Origin of the sequence: Bacteroides sp. 44_46, assembly GCF_001915465.1 — a bacterium.
Lineage (GTDB): Bacteria > Bacteroidota > Bacteroidia > Bacteroidales > Bacteroidaceae > Bacteroides > Bacteroides clarus.
The window spans coordinates 72,043-85,687 of sequence record NZ_MNQO01000015.1; the positions used below are offsets into that span (position 1 = coordinate 72,043).

10 protein-coding genes, 1 tRNA gene and 1 pseudogene are annotated in these 13,645 nt (G+C 44.7%); 6 read left to right on the forward strand and 6 right to left on the reverse strand.

Translation table 11 applies throughout. The features are described from left to right. Positions 1 to 37 precede the first annotated feature (37 nt). Positions 38 to 1,324 carry an NAD(P)/FAD-dependent oxidoreductase gene (locus BHV73_RS07450; RefSeq protein ID WP_286737548.1) on the reverse strand — a complete coding sequence of 429 codons (1,287 nt, stop codon included), beginning with the start codon at positions 1,322 to 1,324 and terminating at the stop codon, positions 38 to 40. Between the two features lie 195 nt (positions 1,325 to 1,519). Between BHV73_RS07450 and BHV73_RS07455 the strand changes: the two genes are divergently transcribed. Continuing rightward, complete coding sequence (locus BHV73_RS07455; RefSeq protein ID WP_286737549.1) at positions 1,520 to 2,713, forward strand: BamA/TamA family outer membrane protein; 1,194 nt, start codon at positions 1,520 to 1,522, stop codon at positions 2,711 to 2,713. After that, a complete protein-coding gene (locus BHV73_RS07460) occupies positions 2,700 to 4,406 on the forward strand; it encodes a phosphoethanolamine transferase family protein (protein ID WP_286737550.1) in 1,707 nt (568 codons plus the stop codon). Before BHV73_RS07455 ends, BHV73_RS07460 begins: the two co-directional genes overlap by 14 nt. Before the next feature lie 79 nt (positions 4,407 to 4,485). Here the strand turns inward: BHV73_RS07460 and BHV73_RS07465 are convergent, their stop codons facing one another. The 4 genes and pseudogenes from BHV73_RS07465 to BHV73_RS07480 all read right to left on the reverse strand — a co-directional run bounded on the left by BHV73_RS07465 (position 4,486) and on the right by BHV73_RS07480 (position 7,656). Then, positions 4,486 to 5,043: an NAD(P)H-dependent oxidoreductase gene (locus BHV73_RS07465; RefSeq protein ID WP_087411944.1), complete on the reverse strand. Its 558-nt coding sequence runs from the start codon at positions 5,041 to 5,043 to the stop codon at positions 4,486 to 4,488. A gap of 102 nt (positions 5,044 to 5,145) precedes the next feature. Next, positions 5,146 to 5,218 (reverse strand) — tRNA-Lys (locus BHV73_RS07470). Between the two features lie 92 nt (positions 5,219 to 5,310). After that, the gene (locus BHV73_RS07475; RefSeq protein WP_087411945.1) at positions 5,311 to 6,114 is read right to left on the reverse strand and encodes an MBL fold metallo-hydrolase; all 804 of its coding nucleotides are present in this window, start codon (positions 6,112 to 6,114) and stop codon (positions 5,311 to 5,313) included. 159 nt (positions 6,115 to 6,273) lie between these two features. Next, positions 6,274 to 7,656 (reverse strand): annotated as a pseudogene (locus BHV73_RS07480) (peptide MFS transporter). Between the two features lie 78 nt (positions 7,657 to 7,734). On the opposite strand from BHV73_RS07480, the gene BHV73_RS07485 reads away from it, so the two are divergent. After that, positions 7,735 to 8,427, forward strand: coding sequence for an HAD family hydrolase (locus BHV73_RS07485; RefSeq protein WP_087411947.1), 693 nt, complete (start codon positions 7,735 to 7,737; stop codon positions 8,425 to 8,427). 140 nt (positions 8,428 to 8,567) lie between these two features. Here BHV73_RS07485 and uxaC read toward each other — a convergent pair whose 3' ends face one another. Next, on the reverse strand, positions 8,568 to 9,974 hold the full coding sequence (gene uxaC / locus BHV73_RS07490) for a glucuronate isomerase (protein WP_009120955.1): 1,407 nt from the start codon (positions 9,972 to 9,974) through the stop codon (positions 8,568 to 8,570). Between the two features lie 230 nt (positions 9,975 to 10,204). Here uxaC and BHV73_RS07495 point away from each other — a divergent pair, with 230 nt between their 5' ends. The 3 genes from BHV73_RS07495 (at position 10,205) to BHV73_RS07505 (ending at position 13,404) form a co-directional block, all read left to right on the forward strand. Next, the gene (locus BHV73_RS07495; protein WP_009120953.1) at positions 10,205 to 11,266 is read left to right on the forward strand and encodes a LacI family DNA-binding transcriptional regulator; all 1,062 of its coding nucleotides are present in this window, start codon (positions 10,205 to 10,207) and stop codon (positions 11,264 to 11,266) included. 62 nt (positions 11,267 to 11,328) lie between these two features. After that, positions 11,329 to 12,807, forward strand: coding sequence for a tagaturonate reductase (locus BHV73_RS07500; protein WP_009120952.1), 1,479 nt, complete (start codon positions 11,329 to 11,331; stop codon positions 12,805 to 12,807). 162 nt (positions 12,808 to 12,969) lie between these two features. Next, on the forward strand, positions 12,970 to 13,404 hold the full coding sequence (locus BHV73_RS07505) for a DUF6078 family protein (protein ID WP_039950337.1): 435 nt from the start codon (positions 12,970 to 12,972) through the stop codon (positions 13,402 to 13,404). The last annotated feature ends 241 nt before the right edge of the window (positions 13,405 to 13,645 follow it).

Here is a 13,645-nt window from a genome sequence, read left to right on the forward strand (position 1 = left end):
TGATATATACTCTTAACAAATAAGAATGAATAAATGTTTACTCCCGCTTCAATGGTTTGATGATTATCCGTAATGACGGATCGTAAGTAAAGTAGCTCCACATCCAGTCTACAAATATAAACAAGCGGTTTTTTACGCCCACAATACTCATTAAATGAATAAACAGCCATACAGCCCATGCCGGAAAACCGCCAAAACGCAGTTTTTTTAATTCAACAACCGCATGATTACGGCCGATGGTGGCCATAGAACCTTTGTTGTGATAAACAAAAGGTTGCAAAGGCAGACCTTGCTCGATACGTTGCAGGTTTATTATTAAATTCCTTGCTTGCTGAATGGCAGGTTGGACAACTTGCGGATGCCCTTTGGGAAAAACATCGGAAGTCATCAAAGCTGTATCGCCAATGGCAAAAATATTGGGATACTCATACAAACGGTTATAATTGTCTACTTTTAGGCGGTTTCCCGGTCCGTAGGCTTCAGCCGGTAAGCCTTGCAGGCTGTTTGCCTTTACACCGGCCACCCAAAATACATTTTTCGTGTCGATTACGGAGCCCTCGCTCAGTACAAGCTTATTACCTTCATAATTCATCACTCGCGCGTTCAGCTTTATCTCTACATCCCGGCTTCGCAGGTAGTCCGCCACCTCTTGAGAGGATTTTTCTGAAAAGGCGGACAAGAGGCGGGGAGCGCCGTCTATCAGAATGATACGCATTTCGTTGATATTCAAGTCCGGATAGTCTTGCGGCAATACAAACTTTCGCATTTCCGCCAAAGCGCCTGCCAACTCTATCCCCGTAGCTCCACCGCCCACTATGGTGAATGTCATCAGACGCTTACGTTCTTCCTGATTTCCGGTATTTTGAGCTTGTTCAAAACTGTCCAGAATTTGATTACGGTTGAACAGGGCTTCCGATGTATTCTTTAAAGCCATGGTCTGCTTGGCCATATCGTTGTTGCCAAAATAGTTTGTATCGCATCCGGTGGCGATCACCAGATAGTCATAAGCCAGCGTACCGATGGAAGTTTCCAATAAGTCGTTCTCCGGAATTACGCGTTGAGCTTCACAAATACGTATGTGGAAATGGTCTCTTTTCTTAAAGATTTTGCGGTAAGGAAAGGAAATGGCGCTTGGCTCGATACCTGCCGTAGCCACTTGATAGAGTAGAGGTTGGAAAATATGGTGGTTGTTCTTATCCAGTAAGACGACCTGATACTTATCACTCTTTAGTTTTCTTGCCAGTTTCAGTCCGCCAAAACCGCCACCTACAATAACCAGTCGTTTACGTCCCTCTTTATCGGGGATATCCATTGCTGTTTTCATATTTCAAGTTGTTCTTTGTTCATTATAAAGAAACACAAGGAATTAAGGAATGTTCTGTCAAGACCCGGGTTAAAATACTCTAAGGAAATTATAGACACTAAATAGGAAGAAATGGAAACAAAAAGGCTCGTAACATTGTTGTAACATGGATTATTTACAACTAACTTTGCCCCGAAGTTTTCTTAGCAATAGAGAATGAGCACAAAACTAAAAGGATGTCTATTATCTTTAATCTTGTTGGTGACTGTAACTGCTGTTCATGCACAAACACGTTTGGCAGAAGCAAATACTTCGGCAGACAAGGGTTCTGCCATCACCCTTGACTCTGTTCCTGCAAAGCGGAACTTCTTTAAAAAGTTCCTGAATTACTTCAATGACGCCAATAAAGAAAAGAAAAACAAGAAATTCGATTTCAGTATTATCGGCGGACCGCACTACTCCAGCGACACCAAATTAGGACTGGGACTGGTAGCTGCGGGACTTTACCGCTCCGACCGGAACGATACGATTCTTCCGCCTTCCAATGTTTCACTGTACGGAGATATTTCTACGGTAGGTTTTTATCTGTTGGGAATACGCGGAACGCATCTGTTTCCTCATGACAGATACCGTTTGAATTACAACCTGTATTTCTATTCTTTTCCCAGTTTGTATTGGGGAACAGGGTATGACAACGGAGCCAACAGCGATAATGAAAGCGACTATGACCGTTTTCAGGCACAAATGAAAGCCGACTTCATGTTTCGGCTGGCTCCGAACTTCTACATAGGTCCTATGGCTGTATTCGATTATATATACGGACATGATTTTGAAAAACCGGAATCATGGGAAGGCATGAGCGCACGTACTACCAATCTCAGTTTAGGCTTGTCGTTGCTTTATGATTCGCGCGACTTTCTGACGAACGCATACAAAGGATACTACCTGAGAATAGACCAGCGTTTCAGCCCTGCCTTTTTAGGAAATAAATATGCGTTCAGCAGCACAGAACTGGATACAAGGTACTATCATACCGTATGGAAAGGCGGTGTTCTGGCCGGACAGTTTCATACATTGCTGAATTATGGAAATCCTCCCTGGGGACTGATGGCAACTTTAGGCAGTTCGTATTCCATGCGCGGCTATTATGAAGGACGTTATCGCGACAAATGCGCGATGGATGCCCAAATAGAACTTCGCCAGCATGTGTGGAAACGGAACGGAGTGGCCGTATGGGTAGGAGCGGGTACTGTTTTCCCGAAAGTCTCCGAGTTCGATGTGAAACATATTCTTCCCAATTATGGTTTCGGCTATCGCTGGGAATTTAAGAAGAGAGTGAATGTACGTTTGGATTTAGGGTTTGGCAAACACCAGACCGGATTTATATTTAATATCAATGAAGCTTTTTAGAGAAATCAAAAAATGGTTTGAAAACCAAGAGAATTTGTTTTATTTGTTCCTGATAATTCTGATAGTACCCAATATTGTACTATGCTTTACGGAACCTATGCCGCCGGTGGCAAAAGCGTGTAATGTGCTATTGCCATTCTCCGTCTATTATATAGTGATGAGCCGGTCGAGGAATTGCGGCAAGACTTTCTGGATATTGTTCCCTTTTTTGTTTTTCGGAGCATTCCAAATTGTATTGTTATACCTTTTCGGACAGTCCATCATTGCGGTAGATATGTTTCTCAATTTGGTAACGACCAATTCCAGTGAAGCATTGGAATTACTGGATAATCTGATTCCCGCCATTGTCATCGTAGTATTGCTGTACATTCCGGCGTTGATTCTGGCTGCGGTATCTGTCATCAGGAAACGGAAACTGCCGGAACCGTTCATCCACAGAGAGCGCAGACATGCCCGGATAGCGATAATCATCGGAGTCCTGTCATTGGGAACCGCCTATCTGTTCGATTCCCGTTATGAATTGAAATCGGATTTATATCCGGCCAATGTGTGCTATAACATTGCACTGGCCTTTCAACGTACCGCACAGACACAGAACTATGCAGAGACCTCGAAAGATTTCACTTATCAGGCAAAAGCCGTTCATCCGGGAGAGGATAGGGAAGTCTACGTCATGGTAATTGGAGAAACATCCCGTGCCGCCAACTGGTCGCTTTATGGTTATAATCGTGAAACGAACCCGAAACTTTCCCAAATAGAGGGGTTGACAGCCTTTTGCCACGTGCTGACCGAGTCTAACACCACGCACAAAAGCGTACCGATGCTGATGTCTCCGATTTCGGCTCATGACTTCAATTCCATATATCAACAAAAAGGAGTTATTACAGCATTCAAGGAAGCGGGATATCGAACGGCTTTTTTCTCCAACCAGCGCTATAACCATTCATTTATCGACTTTTTTGGAAAAGAAGCTGATACGTACGATTTTATTAAAGAAAATGCGGGAGACGCCAACCATAATCCTTCTGACGATGAACTATTGAAGCTGGTAGCTGCCGAATTGGCCCAAAATGCTTCCAAACAATTTATTGTTCTCCACACCTATGGCTCTCATTTCAATTATCGGGAACGTTATCCGTCGGACAATGCTTACTTCCTACCGGATTTTCCGGTAGATGCAGAAGTGAAATATAAGGATAATCTGGTAAATGCCTATGATAACTCCATCCGCTATACGGATGATTTTCTGGCACGTCTCATTGAGATGTTGCAAGAGCAGAATGTAGATGCGGCAATGCTCTATACTTCAGACCATGGAGAAGATATTTTCGATGATAACCGTCGTCTTTTCCTGCACGCATCACCGGTACCGTCCTATTATCAGATACACGTACCTTTCTTGGTGTGGATGTCTGACGGATACCGACGGCATTATCCGGTTCTTCTGCGAAACGCTGAAGCAAACAAGCAGAAAAACATTTCATCCAGCGCGTCTTTCTTTCAGACTATGCTGGAACTGGGAGGAGTGGAGACGCCTTACCGGAATGATTCATTATCCGTTACAAGCGCTTTGTATTCCGAAAAGCCCGGCGTATATCTCAACGACCACAATGAAGCCCGGTCTTTGGATGATATAGGAATGCGTAAAGAAGATTTTGAAATGCTGCAGAAGAAAGGAATAATATATCGGTAAAACCAAATATTCCGAGCACTAAAACAACAAAGAGGGGCAGAACGAATTTCAAACCTTATTCTGCCCCTCGGTTTGTATATTACCAATCACTGCCTGCGTGATTCTTTCCAGTCAGAGATTCTATCTTCAATTTGTAATTATTAGCCCCTTCCGCAATATTCTTTCCGGCGTCTGCCGTTCCCATACCATACGCGACGACAGGAGTTTGCCATACCATTCCGGCATGTATGGCGCTTCCCTGATAAGGTCTTAATAGTTCATCTATCGTAAAGTTGTTTCTTCCGCCGCTACGATATGCGCTGTATTCGGAACCGGTAGTAACCGCCACCAACAACGCCTTGCCCGCCACCGCCGGAGTCTTAGCCAGATAAGTAAACACCTCATCCTGCCATTTCTTCAACAAAGAAGGAGCCGACATCCAATATAACGGAAACTGAAACACAAGAGTAGACGCCTGGGATATAATCTTGCTCCATAAATCTACATTAAAAGCGTCTTCGGGACGCATTTCATACAAATTGTATATCGCCACTTCTTCCAACTCTTTGATGGCATCCGCCAATGCCTTATTGGCTTGCGAACTTTTAATATCGGGGTGTGCCAGAAGAACCACGACTTGTTTTGCACTTTTATCCATAGTGTATTTTATAAATTAGAAATATCTGTTGATTAGTCACAAAGATAGAAAAACATGGATATATAACAAAAAAGGAACAACTATTGTTGTTCCTTTTTTAAGTACACCCTCAGGGATTCGAACCCTGGACCCACTGATTAAGAGTCAGTTGCTCTACCAACTGAGCTAAGAGTGCATTCTTATTTCCTGTTTGCGGGTGCAAAGGTAGTCCTTTTATTTTATTCCGCAAACAATTCCAGGACTTTTTTCGATGGAATCGGTATCTTTTTATTCAAACTCGTATAGTTCGGAAGGAGTAGTCCTCTTTAAAGCACAGAGTTGCACGTCTTTACCTACAATGATACCTTTCTCTCTCAATTTCCATTCAACGGTTTTATAGGCCAGTTCCGGATGGTTGTTATCTTTGCTTAAATGGCAAAGCCAGATATATTGCAAATGCTCAGTGATATTTTCAGCAAGAAACTCTGCGGTAGCGATGTTACTCATGTGTCCGGTACGGCTGGTGATACGCTCCTTTAAGTATTGGGGATAAGTACCCATGCGCAGCATTTCGTCATCGTAATTGGCTTCCAATATCAGATAATTGGCTTTGCAGATATAATACGCCGCGGTAGGAGTGATTTCTCCAAGGTCGGTGAGGAAAGAGAATACTTTTCCGTCTATCTCGATACAATAACCTACATTGTCCGTACCGTCATGGGGAACTTCAAAAGATTCGATATGGAAATCTTCCAACTGCATAGGTTGTTGCTTTTCCAGATAACGGACGGACGAATGCAGCTTCTCCGTCATACAGTAACTCTTGTTTATACCTTCGTGAATGCGCGCCGTCGTATAAATAGGTATATTCAGTTTTTCTCCCAGTCCGCCTACCGCCTTTATATGGTCGGCATGGTCATGGGTAACGAACACCGCACGTATCATTTCCATATTGATACCTGCCTCTTTTAATCCTTTTTTTATGGTACGGACAGCGATACCGGCATCAATAAGTATTCCGTATTTCTCTGTGCCTATATAGTAACAATTGCCACTGCTACCACTTGCAAGGCTTATAAATCTTACTTTCATTCTAATCTACTTAATTACAAAAAGCCGTCACTTTTTTGAGAAAAAATGACGGCGAAGACAGTGCAAATGAGGGCAGAATTAAGCGTACTTAAATTATGCCGAAAGCAGCCTGTCTTCGCATTGGGCGACAAATATACGGAAAATATGCAATATAAAAGATTATACTTTCTTCTTTTTGTCGATGAATTCGGTGGTTTTGGCAAAAATCAACAGAGCTACGGCGGCCACCAATCCTATTCCCGCAAAATAATACCAGATATAATGCGCGTTCATACTGGCCGCTTCCCAAGCTTCCCGACTTGCAAACAAAGCCGGATCGGGACAGTATTTGGTCAGTAACACACCCGCTATGCCAAATCCGAAAATGGATGACAGAAAAGAATGGAGATGGCTGAACCCGAGATACATACCTTCTTCTCCCTCTGGAGCCTGCAATGAGAAATATTCCAAATATCGCGGAGAAATAAAACATTCCGCCAACGCTTGTACCACAATACCGAGTATCATCATCAAGGTAATATTGCTCATTCCCGCAATAACATCGCTGCCCAACAGATTTCCGCATGCCATCAGCAATGCAGAAACAGGAATCAGGAACATACCGATATTCATGGAAGTAATGGCCGTGCGTTTCGCCATCCATCTGGTGATGAAACTTACACAACAAACCACCACAAAAGGATTTACATTGGCTATCCAACCCGGTTTGGCAGTTTCGCCGGCCATACGGATAACATATTTAGGCATTGTGGCGTACAGTTGCTGTTGCACCATCCAGAATCCCGTTACAATAAGGATAAGAATCAATAAACGCCAGTTTGTGATGATGCGCAGAAAACCTCGTCCTATCTCACTCATACTTTTACCTTCACCTGCCGTATGCGCCGATTTATACAGAAGAATAACGGACAACAACGCCAGAATGGTCATTGAGGCGGAAAAGAAATTGATATAGATATAAGCCTGCTCGCCGATAGCGTCGCGCAACGGATCGATAATGGTCTTTCCTGTAAAAGCGCCGAAGTTCACCATCATATAAAAGATGGAATAACCGCGGGCACGGGTCGTTTCGGTGGTTTCTTTCGCCACCGATGCGGAAATAACAGACTTAATGAACGAACCGCCAAGCATGATGACAAACAGCACAGGAACAATCATTCAGCGTTCACTGCTATCGGTCAGTCCCGAAAAGCGTGTCACTTCGCCATATTCCACCAGTCCGGCTGCTTCCAGCAAGGTAGGTAACACTCCCAAGCCCAAATAACCCGCAGACAACAAAGAGAATGCGATAATCATCGATTTACGGAAACCTATCTTATCGGCATAAGCTCCGGTAAATATGGGAAGCAGATACAGCCCGCCCGAGAACAGACCGGAAATCATACTCGCCTCAAAATCATTGAAACCTAAAATACTGGACAGATAAATGGTGAGAACAATAAATACGGCATAATACGCCATGCGTTCAAAAAGTTCTACCGTGTTGCTTACCCAAAAGGCCTTGCTAAAACCTTTGGCATTAGTTTGGGGTGATTGAGTCATCCTTTACTGATTAATTATTACGTTTTTATTACTTATCTTTGCGGCAAAGATAGACAATAACAATAAAACGGACAACGTATGACAGACAAAATAGAAGTCGTGGCATTCGATGCGGACGATACCCTTTGGGAAAATGAGCTTTATTTTCAGGAGTTCGAACGTAAGTTCTGTGATTTGCTAAAAGCATATCAGCCATCGGCAACAGTCTCGCAGGAACTGTTTAAGACAGAGATGAAGAACCTGCACATGTATGGATATGGTCTGAAAAGCATGATGCTCAGTATGATTGAAACCGCATGCCGGATTACCGACGGAACAGAAAACATGCATTGCGTGGAAGAAATCATCAAATTGGGACAGGAACTTCTGCAAAAGCCCGTCACGCTTTTAGACGGAGTAGAAGATGTATTACTCCAACTGCAAGGAAAATACAAGCTGGTACTGGCAACCAAAGGAGACCTGTTCGACCAAAGAAGAAAGGTGATGAGCTCGGGACTGATGAAGTACTTCTGCCACGTTGAAATAATGAGTGACAAGAAAGAAACCGATTATCAAAAACTTCTCGACACCATGAAATGCAATCCGCGAAATTTCCTGATGCTGGGAAACTCCGTCAAATCGGATATACTGCCGGTATTGGAGTTAGGCGGATATGCCGCCCACATTCCTTACCATATTACCTGGCAATATGAAACCCATGACGGAAACATAACAAGCCCCAACTTCATCCAATTAAAGAACATCAAAGATATAACGGAATACCTCTTATAAGGTAACCTGTCATTCAGAGCGCAACGAAGAATGACAGATAGTATAAGTCTAAAATCAGCAGTATTTAATAAAAAGCCCTTCCACGCTCGCCATAAAGCATCAAGCGTGGAAGGGCTGATTTTAATTATCTCGTCCTTGTCTTAGAACTGGAAGAACTTCTTAGCGTTGTAGTAGCTGATATCTTCAATCATCTGATTTACGCGTTCCATTTCAGCAACAGGAATTTCGCCGTTTTCCACATCACGACCTACGAGGTTACACAATGTACGACGGAAATATTCATGACGCGGATAGGAGAGGAAAGAACGTGAGTCTGTCAACATACCTACGAAACGGCTCAGCAAGCCAAGTACGGAAAGTGCGTTCATTTGCTTTTCCATACCGTCTTTCTGGTCGAGGAACCACCAGCCTGAACCGAACTGAATCTTACCGGCAATCGTACCGTCCTGGAAGTTACCCAGCATAGTAGCGATTACTTCATTGGCACACGGGTTCAGATTATAAAGAATGGTCTTGGTCAGTTTGCCTGCCGAATTCAAGCGGTCGAGGAACTTAGCCATTGCTTTAGCGGTAGTAAACTCACCGATAGAGTCAAAACCGGTGTCAGGGCCGAGCAACTTGAACATTTTACTGTTGTTGTTGCGGATGGCTCCATAGTGGAATTGCTGTGTCCAGCCCTTCTCCCAATCCATTTCACCAAAGGCAATCAGCATAGCCGACTTGAACTTCAGGATTTCTTCCTTGGTCAATTCGGCGCCGCCATACACTTTATTGAAGATTGCCTTGATTTCCGCATCCGTATAATCTTCCGCATAGAATTCTTCGATACCATGGTCGGACAGTTTACATCCTTGAGCGGCGAAGAAGTCATGACGCTTGCGCAAAGCGGCAATCATATCGTCGAAAGTAGAAATAGCCACACCGCTCACTTCTGCCAGCTTCTCTACATAAGTGCGGAAATCAGCAGGAACTTCTACCGCCATCGCCTTGTCGGGACGCCAAGTAGGCAACATCTTGATTTCAAAGCCGCTTTCACGGGTCTTGATATGATATTCCAGTGAATCGACGGGGTCATCGGTCGTACAAACAGCTTCCACGTTATAACGGCGCATCATGCCGCGAGCCGAGTATTCGGGTTGTTTCAGCTTCTCGTTACATTCGTCATAGATTTCACGTGCGGTTTTAGGGTTCAAAATCTTGTCGATGCCGAATGCAGTCTTCAATTCCAAGTGCGTCCAGTGGTACAAAGGATTACGGAAAGTATAAGGTACGGTTTCCGCCCATTTCTCGAACTTTTCCCAATCGGTGGTGTCCTTACCGGTGCAGAAACGTTCGTCCACGCCGTTGGTACGCATTGCGCGCCATTTGTAGTGGTCGCCACCCAACCAGATTTCCGTCAGTGACTTGAATTGGTAATCGTCTGCTACCATTTGTGGAATTAAGTGACAGTGATAGTCGATAATCGGCATTTTAGCCGCATGTTCGTGGTACAACTTCTGTGCGGTTTCTGTCTGCAACAGGAAGTTCTCGTCCATAAAGTTTTTCATCTTCTTGTGTTTTAAGTATCTAAAAAAATTACTTTCTTGTTATTACACCTATATAGTATTGATTGTAAAGCTGATAGGCCTGATAAGGCTTTTTGCTTTTATTAACCGTTATCGAACACAAAAGTAGAAATTTTACTTGGAGAAACAAAATAATTCGTATCTTTGCGGCAAATATTTATAATATTTAAGTTTTGAACGTAAGACCTTTAAACGCCTTTAGGTAGGAGAGAATGGAAAACAAGAATTATACGATAAAGGACATTGCACGTATGGCAGGCGTGTCTGCCGGAACTGTAGACCGTGTGCTCCATAACCGGGGCGACGTATCCCGCGCAAGCAGAGAAAAGGTTCAGAAAGTTCTTGATGAAATAGATTATCATCCCAATATGTTTGCCATAGGTCTGGCGGCCAAAAAGCGTTATCATGTGGTATGTATCATACCTTATTATATAGAGCATGATTACTGGCATTCCGTGGCGCAGGGAATAGACCGCGCCGCGCAGGAAATGCGTCCGTTCAACGTAGGCGTGGATTACCTGTTTTACAGCCATGCAAACAAGCCTTCTTATCAAGAGGCATGCACGCGGCTTCAATCCGAGTCCGTCGATGCGGTATTGATTGCTCCGAATTTTCAGGACGATACTTTGAAACTGACATCGTATCTGGAAAGCAAGAATATACCTTACGCCTTTATCGACTTCAACATGGAGCAGACCCATGCTTTATGTTATATAGGCCAGGACTCTCAGGTCAGCGGATACATTGCGGCCAAGATACTGATGCGCCGTTACCGGGAAGGCCAGGAGCTGGTGCTTTTCCTGAACAACCAAAAGAACAGCCCCGCCGAGGTGCAGATGCAACGCCGCCTGGAAGGTTTTATGCAATACCTTGCCGCCGAGCACCGGAATCTGATTGTACACGACTTTGTTCTCCACAAAGAAAACACCGACGCTAATGAAAAGCAGCTGGATACTTTCTTTGCCGAACATCCCAAAGTCGCTTTAGGAGCCGTCTTCAACTCTCGCGTATATCAAGTGGCAGGCTACTTGCAGAGAAAGAAGCAAAAGCTGGACGCGCTGGTAGGTTACGACCTGCTTCAAAAGAATGTGGAATACCTGAAAAGCGGCGAGGTGAACTATCTCATCGGACAACGCCCCGGATTGCAAGGATATTGCGGCGTTAAAGCGTTATGCAATCACATCGTATTCAAGAAGCCGGTGACTGCCGTAAAGTATATGCCCATCGACGTTCTGATGAAAGAAAACATCGACTTCTACTTCGAATTCGAGTAGTTCCCCAAGCATCGTACAATTTAAATCATAATCCATAAATCATAATTAAAATCAGTTTTAAGATGAAAGCATTAAACAAACAGACGGCTCCCAAGTCCGTTGCTCCCGAGCGAATTATCCAATTCGGTGAAGGTAACTTCCTTCGTGCATTTGTAGACTGGATTGTTTACAACATGAATCAGAAAACCGACTTCAACAGTAGCGTTGTAGTGGTTCAGCCCATAGAAAGAGGTATGGCAGAATGGCTGAACGGCCAGGACTGTCTTTACCACGTCAATCTGCAAGGCCGTCTGAACGGTGAGGCTGTCAACAGCCTCACGCGTATCGACTGTATCAGCCGCGCATTGAATCCGTACTCTCAAAACTCCGCATTCATGGCGCTTGCCGACCAGCCCGAGATACGTTTCGTTATCTCCAACACAACGGAAGCCGGTATTGCATTCGACCCGAATTGCAAATTCACCGACGCTCCCGCATCGTCTTATCCGGGCAAACTGACTCAGCTTCTGTACCGTCGTTTCAAAACTTTCAAGGGCGACAAGAGCAAAGGTCTTATCATCATGCCTTGCGAATTGATTTTCCTGAACGGCCATCACCTGAAAGAATGCATCTATCAGTACATCGAACTGTGGAAAGACGACTTCGGCGCAGATTACGAGAAGTTCAAGACCTGGTTCACAAAGTACTGCTACGTATGCGCTACTCTGGTAGACCGTATCGTTCCGGGCTTCCCGCGTAAGGAAATCGCGCAGATTCAGAAGAAAATCTGTTATGCCGACAACTTGGTTGTACAGGCCGAAATCTTCCATCTGTGGGTTATCGAAGCTGCCGAGAACCTCTCTCTCCGCCAGTTGGCAGAGGAATTCCCCGCAAACAAGGCAGGCATGAACGTACTCTTCGTGAAGTCCGAGGCTCCTTACCACGAAAGAAAGGTAACCTTGCTGAACGGTCCTCACACCGTGCTTTCTCCGGTGGCTTACCTCAGTGGCGTAAACATCGTGCGCGACGCCTGTAACCACCCTGTTATCGGCAAGTACGTCCGCAAAGTACAGTTCGACGAACTGATGCAGACATTGAATCTGCCCATGGACGAATTGAAGAAATTCGCCGCCGATGTATTGGAACGTTTCGACAATCCTTACGTAGAACATCAGGTGACCAGCATCATGCTGAACTCCTTCCCGAAATACCAAACCCGCGACCTGCCGGGCTTGAAGACTTATCTGGAACGCAAAGGCGAACTTCCGAAAGGACTCGTGCTCGGTCTTGCCGCCATCATCACATATTATAAGGGCGGTGTGCGTGCCGACGGTGCGGAAATCACTCCGAACGACGCTCCCGAAATCATGCAATTACTGAAAGACCTTTGGGCGACAGGCGACACCCGCAAAGTAGCGGAAGGCGTATTGGCAGCCAAAGACCTTATTTGGGGCGAACACGGGGACTTGAACACCATCCCGGGATTAACGGATATGGTTACCGGTTTCTTGAACTCCATTCAAGAAAAGGGTATGCTGGAAACAGTGAAAGGTATTCTCTAAACAAGAACCGATATATAACGAAAGAAAACAGGGTAAGACTTCGGTTTTACCCTGTTTTTTATACCTGCCACACTAAATATAACAGTAGTTATATGATGCCCGGCCGACTTTTTTCATGTACCTTTACCAGATAATACATATTCATTAAAATCCGAACAAATAATGGAAAACAACTCCGACTTAAACAACCAGGCAGCCCGATACACCCTATGCTTCAACGACTGCTGCGCTAAGGCCGAAAGCTGCTTGCGACACAGTATGACACAATACAATACGGCGAAAAACATCCGACTGTCCGTTATCAATCCCCTCTGTTATCCGGAAGCGGGAAAGGAATGCCCGCATTTCCGTACAAACAAGAAGATACGGGTAGCGTGGGGTTTCAAAAACCTGTACGATGACATGCCCGCACGCATTTCCCGCGCCATCCACCTCAATTTGGAAGCCGTCTTCAATCATTCTCCCTATTACCGATACCGCAATCAAAAGTTGGGACTTACTCCGAAGCAACAGGAATGTATCCGCCAAGTGTGCAGGAAACATGGTTGGAACAAGGAGATCGCTTTCGACCGATACACCGAAGAATACGACTGGTAGGCATCCCGCCCGCGTTTCCCTGCGGAACCGCCGATTTTCTCCCGCATGATATTTTAATTTCCAACGGTTGGTACAAGGAATACCAACCGTTGGTACGTCTTGTACCTTACTATGGTACACGTCGTACCACAGTAGGGTACAGGCCGTACCACGCTGAGGTACGGGACGTACCAAAGGCAGGAACTCCCTGGTACATACACAGGTCTGATAGACAGTGAAGTATACAATATGAATTTGCGAA